The following is a 19,325-nucleotide window of genomic DNA, read 5'->3' as shown; positions in this document are numbered from 1 at the left end:
TGCTGAATGTAATAAATTTAAACTATTTTGTTTAATGTGTTAATAGTCCAACCTATCTAAAGCCGCCCTCTTCTAGGTGTTTTAGCCAAACAGACGGGAAACTTCGGCTGATTTTTTACGGTACGGCAATATGATTTCAACGCGGAACAGGCCGTCTGATTGGATGCTTCTGATTTTTGCATCGGTGTCATACATCAAAGTCAGGCGCTCTTTCAGGTTGCGTAAGGCCATAGAATTGCCTTTATGCGGCTTGGTATTTTCATTAGGTTCCGTTCCGCACGGATTCTCGATACTGATGAAAATAGAGGATTTTTCCAATTTTGTTAATACCGTAATTATCCCTGGGCGGTGGGTGGATTCGACACCATGAAAGACGGCATTTTCCAAAAGCGGCTGCAGCAGCAGATGCGGCGTTTCCGCATCGTCGGGCGCATGGTGTTGCCACATAACCTGTACGCGCATATGCCCCATGCGGATTTGCTCGATGGCAATATATTCCTGCGCCCACTCAATTTCCTGCCCCAAGGTACTGTTTTGACTGCCGTCGCGCAGCTGTGCACGGAACAGGTTGGCCAGATTTTCCAGCAAAGTTTCCGCATCATACGGGCGCAGACGGATTAAGCTGATGGCGGCATTCAGGCTGTTAAACAAGAAATGCGGACGGATACGCGCCGTCAACGCGCTCAGCCTGGCTTCGGAAATGGAAGGCACAAGGCTGTTGCGGCGGGCGGCTTCGATGTACATGAAACTGAAACAAAAAAAGGTCAGCAAAAAGAAGTGTTGAATCAGCGGCCACATCTCTGTCTTCAAAATCACTACATCGACAAACAAGAAAATCAGCAGGTTGGAGACGTAGGAAATCACGACACTATACTGCGAGCGAAGCAGGGACGGCGCAAATGCCTGTAAAAAATAGACCTTAAGTAAAATTAAGAGGATGACGGGGCAAGCCCATGAAAAATGTTGGAAAATCTGTTCCGGATAAGGCACGCCTGATACCGTCATCAACGGAAAGATAAACAAACTGATTAATAGAACAATAAGCAGGCGCACCAAAGTTGCGGAATTGCGCAAATCCGGCACTGCGAAATTCTGGTTTATTTGACGTATAATAGACATGATTTCAACCGTTTTCTTTCATAATGTATAGACGGGTCTGCTATATTGAAGACGTAGACCCTGTTTTTTATTTATATTTTAAGGATGCTGATATGAGCAAGGACAAAACCTGGTCAGGCCGTTTTAACGAACCTGTTTCCGAGCTGGTCAAAAAATATACCGGCTCGATTGATTTTGACAAACGACTGGCAGAATGGGACATCCAAGGCTCGCTGGCACACGCGCAAATGCTGACACAGTCGGGCGTTTTGAGCGAAGACGACCTCTCCGCCATCCGTCAGGGCATGGCCGAGATTATAGCAGAAATCAAAGAAGGAACGATTTCCTGGTCGCTGGATTTGGAAGATGTCCACATGAACATCGAACGCCGCCTTACCGACAAAATCGGCGATGCCGGCAAACGCCTGCACACCGGCCGCAGCCGCAACGACCAAGTCGCTACCGACATCCGCCTGTGGCTGCGCGATCAAATTACCGTTATTCAAAGCCTGATTCAAAACCTTCAGACGGCCTTGGTTGATTTGGCGGAACAAAACGCCGAAACCGTTATGCCCGGCTTTACCCACCTGCAAGTTGCCCAACCGGTCAGCTTCGGGCACCACATGCTCGCCTATGTTGAAATGCTCGGCCGCGATTTCGAGCGCATGGCCGACTGCCGCAAACGCGTCAACCGTATGCCGCTCGGTGCCGCAGCCCTTGCCGGTACCACCTACCCGATTCAACGCGAAATTACCGCCGAGCTGTTGGGCTTTGAACAAATCTGCCAAAACTCGCTCGATGCCGTATCTGACCGCGATTTTGCTATTGAGTTCACGGCTGCCGCTTCTCTGATTATGGTTCACCTGAGCCGTCTTTCCGAAGAATTGATTTTGTGGATGAGTCCGCGTTTCGGCTTTATCGATATTGCCGACCGTTTCTGCACCGGCTCTTCCATCATGCCGCAAAAGAAAAATCCCGATGTACCCGAACTCGTGCGCGGTAAATCCGGTCGCGTAATTGGCCACCTGATCGGCCTGGTTACCCTGATGAAATCGCAACCTTTGGCATACAACAAAGACAATCAGGAAGACAAAGAGCCTTTGTTTGATACTGCCGACACGCTTATCGACACCCTGCGCATTTACGCCGACATGATGCGCGGCGTGACCGTCAAACCCGACAATATGCGCGCCGCCGTAATGCAGGGTTTTGCAACGGCTACCGACTTGGCGGATTACTTGGTGAAAAAAGGCATGCCTTTCCGCGACAGCCACGAAGTTGTTGCCCAAGCCGTGCGCCATGCTGATGAAGCTGGCGTTGATTTGAGCGAATTGCCGCTTGAAGTCCTGCAAGGTTTCAGCGATTTGATTACCGACGACGTGTACAGCGTGCTGACACCCGAAGGCAGCTTAAACGCGCGCAACCACTTGGGCGGTACCGCACCTGAACAAGTCCGTTTCCAAGTCAAACGCTGGCGTGAATTGTTGGCTTAAACCCGTCTAAACACACAATAAAAGGCCGTTTGAAAATTTTCAGACGGCCTTTTGATTACCTATGTTACACTCAACCTCACAATAAAAACAGATAAACCTAAACTTACCTTCAAACGAGAAAACACGCCTCCTGACTTTGCCGCCATCTTCATACAAAAGGAGCAAGGATGAAAAACATTGTCTTAAAATTGATCATGATCTGCCTATGCTGCGGATGCTATGCCGTATTCGTCGCCTGGGAAAATGGCGGATTCAGCCAGCTCCATGATTTTCAAGCAATAGAGCGCAGCGGCATGAGCGCATACCTTCATCAAACCTCCCCCATAGCCATGCAGGCTGAAAAAAACGAGCTGTCGATTTTGCAAAACAACCAAAACAGCTTAGCCTCTTGCGTCGGCATTGAATCTTTATGCGAACACGCCAAGCCGGGCATCTGGGTTGAACATGCCAAATTCTTACAACACAAAGACACGGGCAAATTATTGGTACTTTCGTTGGATTATTTGGAAAACAATGACACCGCAAAAACCCTACACAACCGCTATACTGCATCGCTCCTTCACCAAGCAGACAGAACGGAAGCGTGGCATTACGCCTGGCGTACATTTTTGAGCTCAATCATATTTCTAATGGGCATCAATCTGCTGCCAATGATTTTTGCCCTATTCGAAGAAAAGACAAGCGAAGCATAAAAACATGCCGTCTGAACACATTTTCAGACGGCATGTTTCATTATTAAAGCTTAACGCGGATGAACCATATCGGCAGGAACAACCAATTCGTCAAACTCTTCGCCTGTCAACAAGCCCAATTCGATGGCGGTTTCGCGCAACGATTTGTCGTTTTTGTAGGCGGTTTTGGCGACTTTGGCGGCGTTTTCGTAGCCGATTTTACGGTTTAACGCAGTAACCAGCATCAGGGAATGGTGCAGGAAATAGTCGATTTTTTCCGGTACAGGTTCGATGCCGACGGCGCAGTTTTCGTTGAAGCTGTTGCACGCATCGCCCAGCAGGCGGATGGATTGCAAGAGGTTGTAAGCGATAACGGGCATATAGACGTTCAGCTCGAAATTGCCCGACGCGCCCGCCATGCCGATGGTAACGTCGTTGCCGAACACTTGGCAGCACACCATGGTCATCGCCTCGCATTGGGTCGGGTTGACTTTGCCTGGCATGATGGACGAACCCGGCTCGTTTTCGGGGATTTTGATTTCACCCAAACCGCAGCGCGGGCCGCTTGCCAGCCAGCGGATGTCGTTGGCGATTTTGTTCAGGCTTGCCGCCAGCGTTTTTAATGCGCCCGAAGCGGCAACGGCGGAATCGCGTCCGCCCAAGGCTTCAAATTTGTTCGGCGCGCTGACAAACGGCAAGCCAGACAATTCGGCGAGTTTGGAGGCGGCTTTTTCGGCGTATTCGGGATGGCTGTTCAAACCCGTGCCGACCGCAGTGCCGCCCAAAGCAAGTTCATACAAGTCTTTAAGCGCATCGTTCAGACGGCCTAAACCGTGATCGAGCTGGGAAACGTATCCGGAAAACTCTTGTCCCAAAGTCAACGGCGTCGCGTCCTGCAAATGGGTACGGCCAATTTTGACGATGGGAGCGAATTCTTTGGCTTTTTTGTCCAATGTATCGCGCAAGGCTTTTACTGCCGGAATAAGGTGGCGGTTGATTTCAATCGCGGCGGCGACGTGGATGGCGGTCGGGAACGCGTCATTGGTCGATTGCGCGTGGTTCACATGGTCGTTGGGATGGACGGGCTGATATGCCGCCAAACCCGTACCGGCGATTTCGTTGGCGCGGTTCGCCAGCACTTCGTTCATGTTCATATTGGACTGCGTACCGGAGCCGGTCTGCCACACTACCAATGGGAACTGCCCGTCGAGCTTGCCGTTCAACACGTCGTCCGCCGCCTGCGTAATCAAATCCGCCTGCTCAGGCTTAATCCTGCCAAGGGAAACATTGGTGGCGGCGGCGGCTTTTTTCACCAGAGCCAAAGCATAAATCAGCGGCTGCGGCAGGGTTTCGCCGCCGATTTTGAAATTGTTGCGGCTGCGCTGGGTCTGCGCGCCCCAATAGGCTTCGGACGGGACTTCGACATTGCCCATAGTGTCGTGTTCGGTACGGGTACTCATGCGTTTCTCCTATATTTAAACAGAAATAATAATGATTCGTAAATTTATTATACCCAGCAAAAGGCCGTCTGAAAAGAGAGGGGTTTTCAGACGGCCTTTTGCTTTATTAACCTGAAATATTAATAGAAGATAAAACCCGATTTCGGAGCAAATACAACCTGCGCCGCCGCTCCCCTCTTCTAAAAATTTTCCTCCTTGCCGATTTGTATTTTGCGCTAGGTATTTATCGACAATAAATACCTTATCGTTTCTTTACTTTGTTTCTCTCCAAGAGCATAATGAATAAAAATGATTATCAGGAGATGAAGATGAAACGAAAACATTTGGTTTACCTGTTAATGAGCAGTTTTGCTACCGCAAACGGCTTTGCCAAAACCTTGGCAGACCCTGATGAAATCCAGCCTGTCAAAACCTTTTCCCCTCCCAAACCGATTGCCCCGACCGCTGCTCAAGGCTATTTCCCCGAAAACCAATTCGACCGCACCGACCGCAGCGATCATTACTTTGTTACCGAAAACATAGACCAAGCCTTCCGTCCGCTGAAAGCAAACAGCGGTTTTTACGGCAAAAGCTTTTACAATTCCGTTACCGCGCAAGCGCGCGGGGCAAAAGTGTACGGCGTGGCCAACCTCAATCACACCAAAGCCAACGGCTATAAAGACGGCGATGGCAATCAGACCGATTGGAAATACAGCCGCTTCAATCAGGCTTTGGTGCTCGGTTTCGTGCCGTCTGAAAATCAGGAATACCGCCTCACTTATCTGCACGACGACATCAATAACGACCGCCAGCCGCAATTCGTCAACGACGCATTGGACACCGAGCGCCACATCGCCAAACTCAACGCGCGTTGGGGCAATGCCGATTTGAGCAATACGGTCAGCGCGGAAGCAGGCGTCATCAAACTCAAACGCCGCGCCGACAATTACTCCCTGCGCCAAAACAACACACCGCAGCAAGTATTCGTAGAGCTTGACCGCAAAGTGTACGACTTCTCGCTCAAACACGATGCAGACTTCGGCAAATTCCACAATACCGCCGCCGTCAGCTACCGCAACGACAGCCAAAACGGCGAGCGCAACACCCACACTCCCATGCGCGATTTCCTCAACGGCTACCGTTTCGCCGATGTACACCTCGACCGCTGGCGCATTGCCGATACCCTGTCTTACAAGTTTGACGACCAACACAAACTAGGCTTGGGCTTAAGCTACGAAACCAACGAAGCGGACGTACGCAAAAATACGGCGCAACCCGCCCATCCGATGAACCGCAATCTCGCCTTCGCTTCATCGCAACAAATCTGGAAAACCCATTACGGCTACGACTTCAACGGCAAAGTGCGCCGTCATGCCTTCTCCGGCGAACTCAAATACGATTTCACGCCGTCTGAAACGCAAAAATACAGCGTTTCCCTTGCTCACTTAGAACGCATCGGCGACAACACTGAACGCTTCAACTCGCTTGCCGCCATCGTGCAAAACCGCATGAACGGCGCGCTGATGAACCAAAATCCAGCCGCCGCCATCGCAGGCAACCCCCTGCTGAAAACCGAAAAACACAACCGCATCAAGCTTACCGCCGACAGCCGCAACGACTACTACAACGGCTACATGAACTCGTTGGCAGGCGCAGGCTGGAACGTGGGCGGTACGCTTGTGGCGGACAAAGTCAAAGACCTGATTATTTTTGACCGCGCACGCGGACAAAGCGGCACTGCTTCCAAAGGCGGTGGCATCATCACACGCAACGTGGACGCACGATTGTTTACCGCGCAGGCCTACGCGCGTTACAACTTCAATCCGCATTGGGCGGCAGGCATCAAAGCTACCTACAACTACGGACACAATGAAACCGACGGCAGGCCGCTCTATCAAATCCTTCCGTTTGAAGCCGCCGTCCAAGCCGACTACAAAAACTACTTTGCCCACGGCAGCTACAACATCGGCGCAGCAACACGCTTTGTCGCAAAACAAACGCGCGGCGATTTTGACGCGGCAAGCGGTCTGGGTATAGACAAACGCGAAGCCGCCAAAGGCTTTACCGTTGCCGACCTTTACGCAGGCGTAAACATTAAAGACAAATACGGCTTGCGCTTGGGCGTGAACAACGTGTTCAACAAAAAATACGCCGAATACATCAGCGGCGACCACGTCCTCGCCCTGTCGCCCAGCGTGGTGTATGCACCGGGCAGGACATATTGGTTGAGTTTGCATGCGGCTTTTTAAAATCAGGCCGTCTGAAAGAATGCCTACACTGGCTTATTAAGAATTAGGAGATAAAAATGGAACTAAAAAGACGTGATTTCTTAAAAATGACCGCCGCGCTGGCAGCCGCAGGCGTTTCGCCTTCGCTGTTGGCGGCGGGGAAAGAGCAGTTTACCGTGTACGGCGCACCGGCAATGCCCAGCGTTACCATTGCCGTAGCGGCGTTGCAAGGCAAGCTGGCGAAACAGGCAGATGTATCGCTGAAAATCTGGCGATCGCCCGATCAACTGCGTGCAGGCGTAGCAAGCGGACAATTTAAAGTCATGATGAGTCCGAGCAATGTCGGCGTGAACCTGCGCAACCAAGGGCAGAAAGTCGGCATGGTCAATATTTTGACCAACGGCATCACGCAGCTAATGTGCAAAGGCAGCGCGATTACCTCGCCGCAGGATTTGATCGGTAAAAAAATCCTCGTGCCGTTTAAAAACGACATGCCCGACATCGTGCTGCAAGCCTTGTTGAAAAAACTGAAAATCGACGCACACAAAGTCGGCATCACTTACACCGCCACGCCGCCCGAAGCAGTCGGACTATTTTTGAGCAAGGACTACCACGCCGCCATCCTGCCCGAACCGATGGCGAGCGCGAGTATGCTCAAAGGCAAAACCATGGGCGTGAACGTCATGCGCGGCTTTGACTTAGTGAAAGCATGGGGGCAGGCTTTTGACACCAAACAGCTGATTCCGATGGCGGGCATCATCGCCAACGAAGAATATTTCCACGCACACAAAGCACAGTTCGACCTCTTCCATCAGGATTTGAAAAACGCGCTCAACTGGATACTCGCCAACCGCCAAAGCGCGGCGAAAATTGGCAAAAACTACCTCCCCGCCCCCGAACCCGCCCTGGTCATGGGCTTAGACGGTGCGCGGCTGACGGTAACCAAAGGCAGCGAAGTGAAGAACGAGATTTTGAAGTTTTACGAAATTCTGATGCAGTTCAACCCGAAACTCTTGGGCGGCAAGCTGCCGGATAACGGGTTCTTCTTGGCTTAAAAACCTCAGGGTGGGCATCCCCGCCCACCAAAGTTTGGTGCTTCAAAACTAACAACATCAAACGGATATAATAAGATTTTTGGTCATAACCCAATTTGCTATTATGAATGTAAAATAAATATATTTTGAAGAAGCGTACTTTAAATTATGTTTGATACTAAATCTATAGGATATGTCTATATTTTGACTTCTAAAAATTGTGATAGTGTAAAAATTGGAGGTAGTAATTATCCACCGATTAAGCGTATTAAAGAAATCAACCAAACTGAACCTTATAAAAAATTAGGAAAATGGGAACTGGCAGATTTTAGACAAGTAAATAATTGGCGGAAAGTAGAACATTATTTGCATTATCGATTTAGAAGCTGTCTAAATACAAATCAGGCTAACCAAAAGGAACTTTTTTATTTAAGCGTTAAAGAAGCATCTGATGCTTTGAATGATTTGGATGAAAACCTGATTATTCACAAACCCAAAGTAGATAGGATGTTTCAAGATGAATATTTATGTTCTTATCTAAAGAATTTATTCATATTGTCCGGATTGGCACACTGGTTGGAATACCAAGGGGTATGGACATTTTCACTTTTCCCGTCAACAAATGGCGGCAGATATTTTACGTTGAATATCGGGTCTCATGAGGTAGCTTTTAGTACCTTAAATAGAAAGAATACACAAAGCACCCATATGATATTGTTAGATAAATTAATTTTAGATTTTCCAGGAACAATTTCTTGGATTGAACAACATGGATATATTGAAAAGAGTTATTACAAAACAGTTTTACCGAGAGCGGTTTCCATTTTTTTAAATGGTACCTTTGATATCGCGCTAGATTTTTTAAAAAAAGATGGGGTCAGACGTGCATTAATTGCTTATTGGTATGACTCTTTATTTAATTTGAAAGACAGCAACAAATGCAGTGTTTATGCACGTTTCCATAACTATAACGCCATTGCAAAACTTAATACAATTTGCAGTACACCGTAGTTACTGTTGACTACCTGAAAATAACACTAATAATCTGAAAATTGGATTAAAGCATCCACATACCCAACCTGCTGATTTCAAAATACAAACCAATACTCAAACCATGATTAAGACCGACAAAATCCGCAAACCGCAGCCTGCGGTGTTTTACATCATCGACTACCTTTGGAGCGGCTTTGCCGGTCTGGGCGTGGCGATGGTGGTGGTGGCGTTGTGGGCGTGGGGCAGTGCCGTGTTCGGCGAGTTTATGCTGCCTGCGCCGGTGGAGGTGTTTCAAAAGTCTTTGGATTTATTGAAACATTTTCAGGAAAACGAAATCGGGATTTCGCTGTGGCGGTCGGTGGTGGGCATTTCGGTTGCGCTGGCGGCGGGATTGGCGGCGGGGCTGGTGGCGGGCAGTTTTAAGACAGCGATGGCGTTGCTCAAGCCTGTGATTACGGTTTTGTTGGCGATGCCGCCGATTATTTGGGTGGTGATGGCTCTGTTTTGGTTCGGTTTCGGCAATCCGAGCGTGTTGTTTACCATCATTGTGTTGGTTGCGCCGCTGACGTTTGCGAGTGCGGCGGTCGGGATGGCGAGCGTGAACAAGCAGCATGAGGAATTGTTTGACGCTTATAAATTAGGCCGTCTGAAAAAAATCCGTTATCTGTATATCCCTCATCTGACGGGCTATGTGATTTCCAGCATCGGCGTGGCGGTGGCGATGGGGGTGAAGGTGGTGATTATGGCGGAACTCTTGGGCGCGAGCGAAGGCGTGGGCGCGCGGATTGCGGACGCGAGGGCGATGCTGGAGACTTCGACGGTGATGGCTTATGTGGTGTTGGTTATCGTGTTTGTATCGCTGTTTGAATACCTAATTACCAAGCCTTTGGAAATTTTGTTTATGCCGTGGAGAAGATGATGCTCTGTCTTGAAAACGTGCGTTTTGAAATTCTCCGCGACCCCATCGTGCGCGATTTCAGTTTGAACTTGCAACATGGTGAAGTGAAAGCCTTGTTCGGGCCGAGCGGCTGCGGCAAGACGACGGTTTTGCGGCTGATTGCGGGCTTGGAAACGCCAAAATCGGGCACGATACGCAATACTTTCCGCAAAACGGGTTTTCTGTTTCAGGAAAACCGCCTGCCGGGAAACTTGACCGCGATGCAGAATATCGCTATTTTTATGGACAAACCCGATGAAGGCGAAATCATCGCGCTGGCGGCGAAAGTCGGGCTGACTGCGGGCGATTTGAACAAATATCCGACCGAATTGTCCGGCGGCATGGCGAAACGGGTAGCATTTTTGCGCCTGCTGCTGTGCGGCTGCGACCTTGCCTTGCTGGACGAGCCGTTCGTCGGTTTGGACCGCGATTTGCGCGATATTTTGGTCGCCATGCTGGTGGAAAAAATCGAGCGGCAGGGCATGGCGTGTATGCTGGTAACGCACGACCGCTTCGAAGCCGCACGCCTGAGCCATGAAATCATGCTGCTTTCCACTAAGGGCATGAACGTGCAAAACGTGATTACCCTGCCTACGCCGCTGTCCGAACGCGATTCGGCTTTTGAAGAAGCCGTGGTGGCAAGAGAGTTTCAGGGGATTCATTATTATGAGTGATAGGAATTTAAATTTCTGACAAACCTTGCGGTTCGTTGCCCTCTCACTAACCCTCTCCCACGGGGAAAGGGGATCAGGTTGCTGAAAATCAAAGAACGTAGAATTGAAAATCAGATGTCAGGGAAACCTGAAAATGTTCAGGCTCGACAGCCCAATTCCTTCTCCCCGTGGGAGAGGGCTAGGGAGAGGGTAAGCAAGCCGCAGGCTTGACTCTTTAGCGAAAGATACGAATCTGTTATCCGAACGCGATTCGGTTTTTGAAAAAGCCGTGGTGCCAAGGGGGCAGGGGATTCATTATGAGGTGCTTTATGTTTTCGACTGTGATTACTGCTGCTGTTTTATATATTGCTACAGCAGTAGATTTGTTGGTAATACTATTAATATTTTTTGCTAGAGCAAATACTAGAAAAGAATATCGAGATATTTATATCGGACAATATTTAGGTTCTGCAATTTTAATATTAGTTAGTTTATTTCTAGCTTTTGTTTTGAATTATGTTCCGGAAAAATGGGTGTTGGGTTTATTAGGTTTAATACCGATTTACTTAGGTATTAAAGTTGCTATTTACGACGATTGTGAGGGCGAAAAAAGAGCTAAAAAAGAATTGGATGAAAAAGGGTTGTCAAAATTAGTCGGTATTGTTGCTTTGGTTACAGTTGCTAGTTGTGGTGCAGATAATATTGGACTTTTTGTTCCTTACTTTGTGACTTTAGATCTTGTCGACTTATTAGTTACTCTTCTTGTATTTTTAATATTGATTTTTGTTTTAGTATATACAGCACAAAGATTGGCTAATATTTCAGGTGTTGGTGAAATTGTAGAGAAGTTTAGTCGTTGGATAATGGCTGTTATTTATATTGGTTTAGGATTATTTATTATTATTGAAAATAATACAATTCAAACAATAATATCAATAATATGAATGATACGGGCATTTGAGTATCTGACAAACCTTGCGGTTCGTTGCCCTCTCCCTAACCCTCTCCCACGGGGAGAGGGTTAGGGAAAGGGCAAGCAAGCCGCAGGCTTGCCTCTTCGGTGAAAGGTACGAATCTGTCCGCCCAATAAATCCATAATGGATTGCTATATATAACAACTGATCATTATATCTCTGCAATACAAATTGGAACTTGGAAATATGAGTATAACTTATGCAATTAGAGATTATCGGTAGTAAAATTTATACGGAACAAGATTTTCATAATCAAATTTCAAAAATATTTTCTATACAAGATTATTATGGGAACAATCTTGATGCTCTGTGGGATTTATTAAGCACAAATGTAGAACGACCGATTACTTTGGTATGGAAAGATGCTATGTTCTCAAAAAATCAATTAGAAAATATATTTATTGAAATAGTAAAGGTTCTAGAAAGAGTTAAGAAACAAGATGAGGATTATGGATTCGAAAAAAAATTTAATTATATTTTAGAGTAAGTAAACCCTAATTACATTACGTACACAGGCTTAAAACTCCCCAGAGCCAATTAAGCAATCCGAAAGCATCTTCAATGCAGAATCAAGCCAAGCGATGAATAAATTTTTCACCCACCCCATGCGGCCATTTTTCATCGGCGCGGCGGCACTTGCCATACTCGGCGCGTTGGTGTTTTTCATCAGCCCTCGTGCCGTCATTTTGCACCGCCCAATCTTCTTAGAACTCATGCTGCCTGCGGCATACGGCGGTTTTCTGACTGCCGCTATGCTTGAATGGACGGGCTATCAAGGCCGTCTGAAACCTGTCGCTACTTTGATGGCGGCATTGTTGCTCGCCGCATCCACCATACTGCCCTTTTCGCCGCAAACCGCTTCGTTTTTCGTCGCCGCCTATTGGCTGGTATTGCTGCTGTTTTGCGCCTGGCTGATTTGGCTCGACCGCAACACCGACAACTTCGCCCTCTTAATGCTGCTTGCCGCGTTTACCGTTTTTCAGACGGCCTATGCCGCGACTGGCGATTTAAACCTGCTGCGTGCGCAAGTGCATCTGAACATGGCGGCAGTCATGTTCGTATCCGTCCGCGTCAGCGTCCTCTTGGGTGCGGAAGCCCTGAAAGAATGCCGCCTGAAAGACCCTGTTTTTATTCCAAATATCGTTTATAAAAACATCGCTATTACTTTCCTGCTGCTGCACGCCGCCGCCGAACTTTGGCTGCCCGCGCAAACCGCCGGTTTTACCGCGCTTGCCGTCGGCTTCATCCTGCTTGCCAAACTGCGTGAACTTTACCATCACGAACTCCTGCGCAAACACTACGTCCGCACCTATTACCTGCTCCAACTCTTTGCTGCCGCAGGCTATCTGTGGACAGGCGCGGCGAAACTGCAAAATCTGCCCTCCTCCGCTCCATTACACCTGATTACCCTCGGCGGCATGATGGGCGGCGTGATGATGGTGTGGCTGACCGCCGGATTATGGCACAGCGGTTTTACCAAACTCGACTACCCCAAAATCTGCCGCATTGCCGTTCCCCTGCTCTTTATGGCTGCTATCTCGCGTGCTTTCTTGATGAACGTGAACCCGATATTCTTCATTACCGTCCCCGCGATTCTGACCGCCGCCGTATTCGTACTGTATCTTTTCACATTTGTACCGATATTTCGGGATAATGCATTTACGGATGATCCGGAATAAAACAAAAGGCCGTCTGAAAGTTTCAGACGGCCTTTTGTTTTAAATAAATGCTTTATTTGTTGGCGTTCAAATAAAGATTAATCAGGCGTGTAGTGGAACTGTCGTGTTTTTGCACTTCGGTCTCGCCGGTCAATTCGGCAAGAATGGTTTTGGCCAGTTGTTTGCCGAGCTCTACGCCCCATTGGTCAAAGCTGTTGATGCCCCAAATAATGCCTTGTACGAAGGTTTTATGTTCGTACATGGCAATCAGGCTGCCCATATTGCGCGGGTTGATTTTGTCCATGAGGATAAGGTTGGTCGGACGGTTGCCGGAGAAGGTTTTGTGCGGAACCAGCTCTTCGATACGCTCTGCTTCCATGCCTTGGGCTTGAAGCTCGGCGCGGACTTCGTCAGGCGTTTTGCCGCGCATAAAAGCTTCGGCTTGGGCAAAGACGTTAGCCAACAGGATTTCGTGATGGCCTTGCAAATTGCTGCGTTTTTCAAGAGAGGCGATGAGGTCAATCGGTGTGATGTGCGTACCTTGGTGCAGCAGTTGGAAGAATGCGTGCTGGCCGTTGATACCGGTTTCGCCCCAAATAATCGGGGAAGTTTCGTAACCGACCGGTTTCCCGTCAAGGGTAACTTGTTTGCCGTTGCTCTCCATATCGAGCTGCTGAATGAATTTAGGCAGGCGGTGAAGATGTTGGTCGTAAGGCGCGATAACATGGCTGCCGCCGCCGTAGTAGTTGATGTACCAAACGCCGATAAGGGCAAGGATAACCGGCAGGTTGCGCTCCAGCGGCGTGTTGATGAAGTGTTGGTCCATCAGGTGCGCGCCGTTGAGCATTTCGATGAAGTTTTCTTCACCGAGATACAGCATAATCGGCAGGCCGATGGCCGACCAGAGGCTGTATCGTCCGCCGACCCAATCCCAGAATTCAAACATATTGGCGGTATCGATACCAAATTCGGCAACGGCTTTTTGGTTGGTCGATACGGCAACGAAGTGTTTGGCTACGGCGCTTTCATCGCCTGCATGATCCAAGAACCATTTACGCGCGGTCAGGGCGTTGGTCAGTGTTTCTTGGGTGGTAAAGGTTTTGGAAGCAATGATGAACAGCGTGGTTTCTGGGTGGACTTTAGACAATACGTCGCGCAGTTGGGAGCCATCTACATTGGAGACGAAGTGCATATTCAGGCGCGGATGACCGAAAGGCTTGAGCGCGGTACACATCATCAGAGGGCCGAGGTCGGAGCCGCCGATACCGATATTAACAACGTCGGTAATCACTTGATTGGTATAGCCCAACCAGCTGCCGCTGCGGACTTCATGCGCGAACTCGCCCATGCGTTGCAGGACATGGTTGACTTTAGGCATCACATCCTCGCCATCCACGACGATGGGGGCATTGGTGCGGTTGCGCAGGGCAACGTGGAGTACGGCGCGGTTTTCTGTCGTATTGATTTTTTCGCCGCGGAACATTTGCTGCATCCGCTCCGGCACGCCTGCTTCACGCGCCAACTCGAACAAAAGCGACATGGTTTCGTCGTTGATACGGTTTTTAGAATAATCCAAAGTCAGGCCGCCAACCTGCAGCCAGTAGCGCTCGGCACGTTCGGGATCTTGCTCGAACATTTCACGCATGTGTTGTTCTTTGGTTTCGTCAAAATGTATCCATAATTTTGACCAAGCTGGTAAATCGTGAAGGTGTTTCATCGGATGCTCTCCTGGATAGTGGACAGTTTTGTTGAGAAAACGGCCGTGAGGTCGTCTGAAACGGGAACGGGGGGTTTCCGTTTTTTGAGGGTTCAGACAGCCTTGATGTGGGTTAAGGCCGTCTGAATATATCAGTGAAGAATCAATCTTTATCGTATTCGATGTGTTTGTTATGTATGCTTTTTTTACTTTTTTGCAGTTGCGTGCTGGCAGTGTCGCCCAAGCGCAAGGCCAAGCCGATGGCAAGAATGTCGATAACGGCCAACTGCAGAAGACGGGACACCATAGGCGTATAAAGCTCTGCATTTTCCTGAGTGGCAATGCTCAATACGCAGTCGGCCATTTGAGCCAACGGCGAATCATTGCGGGTCAGCGCGATAACGGCTGCGCCGTTTTCTTTGGCAATACTGGCCGCATCCAACAATTCGATAGATGAGCCGGTATTGGAAATCGCCACCAACACATCTTGCTCGGTCAATACGGAAGCCGCCATCAACTGGGTATGCGTATCGACATAGGCAACGGTAGACATACCGAAGCGGAAAAATTTGTGCTGCGCATCTTGGGCAACGATGCCGGAGTTGCCGACACCATAAAACTCAACGCGTCGCGCGTGCATCAAAATGGCAATCGCGTTTTCCAGCTCGGACTCTTTCAGGAAGCGGCGCTCGCCCAAGAGGGAGGCTGCGGCATTGCCCAATACTTTTTCGACCACGCTGCTCATGTTGTCATCAGCGTTTAATTCTTCATGAACGTAAGGCATGCCTTCGTGGCCGATGCTGGCAGACAAAGCAAGTTTGAACTCAGGCAAGCCTTTGTAACCCAGGCTGCGGCAGAAACGGATTACTGTCGGCTGACTGACGGACGCACGCTCGGCGATTTCCGCCACAGCGGCATGAACGAACCATTTCGGCTCGGCCAGCGCAGATTCGGCAACTTTGCGTTCCGCGCCGGAGAGATTGGACAATGATTCGCTGATTTTGCTTAACATATACTCTACCCTTTGATTCTTTGACGTTCAGGACAAGGCACATTTTTGCACCCTGCCCTGCACCGCCGTTTGTGTGTCTAAACGTTATTTAAATGATTGTCTAATGCCACCGCCGCGCCGACGATGCCCGGAAACTCGCTCAATACGACATACACGGGAATGGCGGCAAGATAAGCTTCAAAGCGGCCTTTGTTTTCAAAGCGGCTGCGGAATGGAGACGTTTTAAAGTAATCCAACACGCGCGGGATAATGCCACCGCACAAATACACGCCGCCGCGCGCACCCAATGACAAAGCCAAATTGGAAGCAACCGTACCCAGCATGGCGCAGAAAATATCCAAAGTCTGACGGCAAATCGGCGATGTTCCGCTCAATGCCTTATCGGTGATTTCAGAAGGCTTCAGACGGCATTGTTTGATGTTGTCGCGCTTGGCCAATGCCTCGTAAATCAGGCTCAAACCTGCGCCGCTCAAGAAACGCTCTGCGGAAACATGACCGTATTTGTTTTTAGCGTATTGCCAAATCAATACTTCCATATCGTCAAACGGCGGGAAGCTGGTATGGCCGCCCTCGCCTGCCAACGCCACCCAACCGGCAGCGCTGTGCACCAAACCGCTGACACCCAAACCTGTACCCGGGCCGATAACGGCTTTAGGCGCAAATTCGATGGGCTTTTGCCCGCCGATTTGTACCAGGTCTTTCTTTTCGGTTTTGGTCACTGCCAAAGCTTGGGCGGTAAAGTCGTTCAACAGAATCAACGTTTCCAAACCCAAAGCCTGACGGGTGGTCTCGATGGAAAACGCCCAATGGTGGTTGGTCATTTGCACCCAGTCGCCCAAAATCGGATTGGCAATCGCAAAGGCGGCGTGCAAAACTTTCGGGCTGCCTGCGCGTTCCAAATAAGTTTTGGCGGCATCAACGACGGTATCGTAATCTTTGCATGGTAGAACTTCAGCCTTCTCAATTACTTGTGGGGCAGTTTCAAGCGCAAAACGGGCATTCGTACCGCCAATATCGGCGACCAGGCGGGGATAAGCTTCAGTGTGCATAGTAGACATGGCAGTTAATTCCTTGATGATTGAGAATCAGGCTGGTCGGATATTCGGTATCGGCCCTTGCGGCAGCTTTATCAAATACTGCTTTTTTCTCTGCGCCTTGAATAGCCAAAAACACATTCGGCGTTTTGGCAATCGCACCCAAAGTCATGCTCACGCGCTCATGCGGCGCGGTAACCGGCGTGGTATGAATCAATGTCGGGTCATCGGCTTCATTGATTGCAGCCTGTAATTGAGGCGCTTGAGGGAACAACGACGCCGTATGTCCGTCTGAACCCATGCCCAATACCAGCACGTCAGGTTGTTTGTAATGTTTCAATGCGTAAGCAACGACAACTTCAGGTTGTAATTCAGTTTCAGATTTTCCATCTTCAACAACCGGAATCCATGTGGCAACGGCCGCGTTATTTTTGAGCAGATATTCGCGTACCAAGCCTGTATTGCTGTCGGCATGCGTGGTCGGGACAATACGCTCGTCCACCAAAGTAATGCCGATGTTTTGCCAATTTAAATCTTTTTGCGACAAAGCCTCGAAAAACGCAATCGGCGAACGACCGCCGGAAACGGCCAAAACCGCATGGCCTTTCTCATTCAATGCGGTTTGCAGTGCGGCGGCAACGGCATCGGCCAAAGCTTGCGCGGCAGTTGCAGCGTTTTCTTGTTCGTGCCAAACAAACATGTTTCGTCCTTTCATGGTTTCAGACGGCCTTTTGTTGGAAAACAAGGCCGTCTGAAAGAAATATTATTGCTCTTCGTGCCACTTGTTGCCGTCACGGGCCAACAGCGCGCGCGCAGCTTCAGGACCCCAAGAATGGGCTTCGTAAGCATGTGGAGGCGTTGTATTGTTCGCCCAGTTTTCCAAAATCGGCATCACATATTCCCAAGCGGCTTCGAGTTCGTCACGGCGGTTGAACAAAGCGAGTTTGCCGTTAATCACGTCCAGCAGCAGACGCTCATAAGCCTCTGCGCGGCGGCCCTCGACGGCTGTGCCCAAATCCACGCCAATCGGTGTCACTTCGACTTTGTTACCTGCACCTGGGGTTTTCACTTGAGTGTAAAGGCGGACGGATTCGGTCGGTTGTAGTTCAATAACCAAACGATTCGGCGCAGGTTGGCTGTTGTCGAAAATATGGTTTTGCAGTGGACGGAAGTTCAACACAATTTCCGCTACTTTGCCTGCCATACGTTTGCCGGTACGCAAGTAAAAAGGTACGCCTTTCCAACGCTCGTTTTCAATTTCGGCTTTGATGGCGACATAGGTTTCAGTGAAACTGTCTTTCGGTACATCGACTTCTTCCAGATAGCCGTTCATGCCGTTTGCTGCAACATATTGGCCGCGAATAACATTTTCGTTGACGGATTCGATGGTCAGCGGTTTCAGCGATTTGATGACTTTCACTTTCTCGTCGCGTACGGCATCCGCATCCAAGCTCGCCGGTGCTTCCATCGCAGTCATACAAAGCATTTGCATCAAGTGGTTTTGTACCATATCGCGCAACGCGCCGGTAATGTCGTAAAACTCGCCGCGCTCTTCCACACCCAACTGCTCGGCGATGGTCAGCTGTACGCTTTCAATATATTTATTGTTCCACAAAGGCTCGAACATCACATTGGCAAAACGCAAGGCCAGCAGGTTTTGCAGGCTTTCTTTACCCAAATAATGGTCGATACGGTAGATTTGCTCTTCTTTGAAATAACGGGCCACATCTGTATTGATTTGCTGGGAAGAGGCCAGGTCTGTACCCAGCGGTTTTTCAAGAACCACGCGCACGTTATCGGCATTCAAACCGATTTCGGCAAGGTTTTCACAGGCTTGCGCAAAGAATTTCGGCGCAGTTGAGAGGTAGATCACGACATTTTCAGTATTCTTGCGTGCTTTTACCAAGTCGCCCAAAGCAATAAAGTCGTCTTTCTTTGTCACATCGACTTTCAAATACTCGAGACGTTGGATAAACGATGCCCACGCTTCATCTGAGAAGTTTTGTTTGACATGAATTTTAGAATTCGTTTCCACTTTAGCCAAAAAGCCGGCGGTATCCAATTCGCTGCGGCTTACGCCCAAAATACGACCCTCGGGATGAAGCAAACCGGCTACATGCGCCTGATACAGGCAAGGCAAAAGTTTACGCATTGCCAAATCGCCGGTCGCGCCAAACAACACCAAATCAAAATTTGTCTGTGTACTCATTGTTTCATCTCTCATTGAGGAAGCTTGCTTCAAAACTTTTGGACTGTCGTCATCTATAAAAATCGATTAGAATCAAAAGCCTTTAAGCAATAAGCAGTAAAAAACCAATCGCCTGCACCAAAATTTCAAACAAGCGGGCTAATGAGTAGTAATACTACACATGGCTACACATTTTGTCTATTCTCATTTTTACAAA

General features: G+C 49.0%; 17 protein-coding genes. 10 read left to right on the top strand and 7 right to left on the bottom strand.

Annotation, left to right across the window (positions count from 1 at the left end; translation table 11 throughout):
• Positions 1 to 81: 81 nt before the first annotated feature.
• Positions 82 to 1,119 (bottom strand): sensor histidine kinase, encoded by a 1,038-nt coding sequence (locus HMPREF2675_RS05735; RefSeq protein WP_070814357.1) that lies wholly within the window; start codon positions 1,117 to 1,119, stop codon positions 82 to 84.
• A 92-nt stretch (positions 1,120 to 1,211) separates the two neighbouring features.
• Between HMPREF2675_RS05735 and argH the strand changes: the two genes are divergently transcribed.
• The gene (gene argH / locus HMPREF2675_RS05730) at positions 1,212 to 2,591 is read left to right on the top strand and encodes an argininosuccinate lyase (RefSeq protein WP_070814356.1); all 1,380 of its coding nucleotides are present in this window, start codon (positions 1,212 to 1,214) and stop codon (positions 2,589 to 2,591) included.
• Positions 2,592 to 2,758: 167 nt separating this feature from the next.
• Positions 2,759 to 3,283: a hypothetical protein gene (locus HMPREF2675_RS05725; protein ID WP_070814355.1), complete on the top strand. Its 525-nt coding sequence runs from the start codon at positions 2,759 to 2,761 to the stop codon at positions 3,281 to 3,283.
• 50 nt (positions 3,284 to 3,333) lie between these two features.
• On the opposite strand, the gene fumC is transcribed toward HMPREF2675_RS05725, so the two are convergent.
• Positions 3,334 to 4,722 carry a class II fumarate hydratase gene (gene fumC / locus HMPREF2675_RS05720; RefSeq protein ID WP_070814354.1) on the bottom strand — a complete coding sequence of 463 codons (1,389 nt, stop codon included), beginning with the start codon at positions 4,720 to 4,722 and terminating at the stop codon, positions 3,334 to 3,336.
• A gap of 308 nt (positions 4,723 to 5,030) precedes the next feature.
• Here fumC and HMPREF2675_RS05715 point away from each other — a divergent pair, with 308 nt between their 5' ends.
• From HMPREF2675_RS05715 to HMPREF2675_RS05680, 8 genes are all read left to right on the top strand, one after another.
• Positions 5,031 to 6,950, top strand: a complete 1,920-nt coding sequence (locus HMPREF2675_RS05715) for a TonB-dependent receptor (RefSeq protein WP_070814353.1) — start codon at positions 5,031 to 5,033, stop codon at positions 6,948 to 6,950.
• Positions 6,951 to 7,006: 56 nt separating this feature from the next.
• Positions 7,007 to 7,984, top strand: coding sequence for an ABC transporter substrate-binding protein (locus HMPREF2675_RS05710; RefSeq protein ID WP_070814352.1), 978 nt, complete (start codon positions 7,007 to 7,009; stop codon positions 7,982 to 7,984).
• Positions 7,985 to 8,131: 147 nt separating this feature from the next.
• Positions 8,132 to 8,974 (top strand): GIY-YIG nuclease family protein, encoded by an 843-nt coding sequence (locus HMPREF2675_RS05705; RefSeq protein WP_070814351.1) that lies wholly within the window; start codon positions 8,132 to 8,134, stop codon positions 8,972 to 8,974.
• Between the two features lie 103 nt (positions 8,975 to 9,077).
• Positions 9,078 to 9,875 carry an ABC transporter permease gene (locus HMPREF2675_RS05700; protein WP_070814350.1) on the top strand — a complete coding sequence of 266 codons (798 nt, stop codon included), beginning with the start codon at positions 9,078 to 9,080 and terminating at the stop codon, positions 9,873 to 9,875.
• Positions 9,875 to 10,567 (top strand): ATP-binding cassette domain-containing protein, encoded by a 693-nt coding sequence (locus HMPREF2675_RS05695; RefSeq protein ID WP_009310824.1) that lies wholly within the window; start codon positions 9,875 to 9,877, stop codon positions 10,565 to 10,567. Before HMPREF2675_RS05700 ends, HMPREF2675_RS05695 begins: the two co-directional genes overlap by 1 nt.
• 308 nt (positions 10,568 to 10,875) lie before the next feature.
• Positions 10,876 to 11,490: a CadD family cadmium resistance transporter gene (locus HMPREF2675_RS05690; RefSeq protein ID WP_070814486.1), complete on the top strand. Its 615-nt coding sequence runs from the start codon at positions 10,876 to 10,878 to the stop codon at positions 11,488 to 11,490.
• Positions 11,491 to 11,719: 229 nt separating this feature from the next.
• Positions 11,720 to 12,007 carry a barstar family protein gene (locus HMPREF2675_RS05685; RefSeq protein ID WP_070814349.1) on the top strand — a complete coding sequence of 96 codons (288 nt, stop codon included), beginning with the start codon at positions 11,720 to 11,722 and terminating at the stop codon, positions 12,005 to 12,007.
• Between the two features lie 94 nt (positions 12,008 to 12,101).
• Positions 12,102 to 13,199, top strand: coding sequence for an NnrS family protein (locus tag HMPREF2675_RS05680; RefSeq protein ID WP_070814348.1), 1,098 nt, complete (start codon positions 12,102 to 12,104; stop codon positions 13,197 to 13,199).
• Between the two features lie 52 nt (positions 13,200 to 13,251).
• Here the strand turns inward: HMPREF2675_RS05680 and pgi are convergent, their stop codons facing one another.
• From pgi to zwf, 5 genes are all read right to left on the bottom strand, one after another.
• Positions 13,252 to 14,895 (bottom strand): glucose-6-phosphate isomerase, encoded by a 1,644-nt coding sequence (gene pgi / locus HMPREF2675_RS05675; protein WP_070814347.1) that lies wholly within the window; start codon positions 14,893 to 14,895, stop codon positions 13,252 to 13,254.
• Positions 14,896 to 15,037: 142 nt separating this feature from the next.
• The gene (gene hexR / locus HMPREF2675_RS05670) at positions 15,038 to 15,886 is read right to left on the bottom strand and encodes a DNA-binding transcriptional regulator HexR (protein WP_049352085.1); all 849 of its coding nucleotides are present in this window, start codon (positions 15,884 to 15,886) and stop codon (positions 15,038 to 15,040) included.
• A gap of 77 nt (positions 15,887 to 15,963) precedes the next feature.
• Positions 15,964 to 16,944, bottom strand: coding sequence for a glucokinase (locus HMPREF2675_RS05665; RefSeq protein ID WP_070814346.1), 981 nt, complete (start codon positions 16,942 to 16,944; stop codon positions 15,964 to 15,966).
• The gene (pgl, locus tag HMPREF2675_RS05660; protein ID WP_070814345.1) at positions 16,925 to 17,620 is read right to left on the bottom strand and encodes a 6-phosphogluconolactonase; all 696 of its coding nucleotides are present in this window, start codon (positions 17,618 to 17,620) and stop codon (positions 16,925 to 16,927) included. The genes HMPREF2675_RS05665 and pgl overlap by 20 nt, the downstream gene beginning before the upstream one ends.
• Before the next feature lie 63 nt (positions 17,621 to 17,683).
• Positions 17,684 to 19,129, bottom strand: coding sequence for a glucose-6-phosphate dehydrogenase (gene zwf / locus HMPREF2675_RS05655; RefSeq protein ID WP_039862026.1), 1,446 nt, complete (start codon positions 19,127 to 19,129; stop codon positions 17,684 to 17,686).
• Positions 19,130 to 19,325: the final 196 nt, after the last annotated feature.

It is taken from the genome of Neisseria sp. HMSC061H08 (assembly GCF_001836795.1).
Classification (GTDB): Bacteria; Pseudomonadota; Gammaproteobacteria; order Burkholderiales; family Neisseriaceae; genus Neisseria; species Neisseria subflava_A.
The sequence above is the reverse complement of the archived record's forward strand: the minus strand, read 5'-3'. Positions and strand labels throughout refer to the sequence as shown.

Coding starts and splice junctions, on each gene's coding strand:
- HMPREF2675_RS05735 (WP_070814357.1), bottom strand. CDS start 1,119: ATGTCTATTATACGTCAAATAAACCAGAATTTCGCAGTGCCGGATTTG.
- argH (WP_070814356.1), top strand. CDS start 1,212: ATGAGCAAGGACAAAACCTGGTCAGGCCGTTTTAACGAACCTGTTTCC.
- HMPREF2675_RS05725 (WP_070814355.1), top strand. CDS start 2,759: ATGAAAAACATTGTCTTAAAATTGATCATGATCTGCCTATGCTGCGGA.
- fumC (WP_070814354.1), bottom strand. CDS start 4,722: ATGAGTACCCGTACCGAACACGACACTATGGGCAATGTCGAAGTCCCG.
- HMPREF2675_RS05715 (WP_070814353.1), top strand. CDS start 5,031: ATGAAACGAAAACATTTGGTTTACCTGTTAATGAGCAGTTTTGCTACC.
- HMPREF2675_RS05710 (WP_070814352.1), top strand. CDS start 7,007: ATGGAACTAAAAAGACGTGATTTCTTAAAAATGACCGCCGCGCTGGCA.
- HMPREF2675_RS05705 (WP_070814351.1), top strand. CDS start 8,132: ATGTTTGATACTAAATCTATAGGATATGTCTATATTTTGACTTCTAAA.
- HMPREF2675_RS05700 (WP_070814350.1), top strand. CDS start 9,078: ATGATTAAGACCGACAAAATCCGCAAACCGCAGCCTGCGGTGTTTTAC.
- HMPREF2675_RS05695 (WP_009310824.1), top strand. CDS start 9,875: ATGCTCTGTCTTGAAAACGTGCGTTTTGAAATTCTCCGCGACCCCATC.
- HMPREF2675_RS05690 (WP_070814486.1), top strand. CDS start 10,876: ATGTTTTCGACTGTGATTACTGCTGCTGTTTTATATATTGCTACAGCA.
- HMPREF2675_RS05685 (WP_070814349.1), top strand. CDS start 11,720: ATGCAATTAGAGATTATCGGTAGTAAAATTTATACGGAACAAGATTTT.
- HMPREF2675_RS05680 (WP_070814348.1), top strand. CDS start 12,102: ATGAATAAATTTTTCACCCACCCCATGCGGCCATTTTTCATCGGCGCG.
- pgi (WP_070814347.1), bottom strand. CDS start 14,895: ATGAAACACCTTCACGATTTACCAGCTTGGTCAAAATTATGGATACAT.
- hexR (WP_049352085.1), bottom strand. CDS start 15,886: ATGTTAAGCAAAATCAGCGAATCATTGTCCAATCTCTCCGGCGCGGAA.
- HMPREF2675_RS05665 (WP_070814346.1), bottom strand. CDS start 16,944: ATGTCTACTATGCACACTGAAGCTTATCCCCGCCTGGTCGCCGATATT.
- pgl (WP_070814345.1), bottom strand. CDS start 17,620: ATGTTTGTTTGGCACGAACAAGAAAACGCTGCAACTGCCGCGCAAGCT.
- zwf (WP_039862026.1), bottom strand. CDS start 19,129: ATGAGTACACAGACAAATTTTGATTTGGTGTTGTTTGGCGCGACCGGC.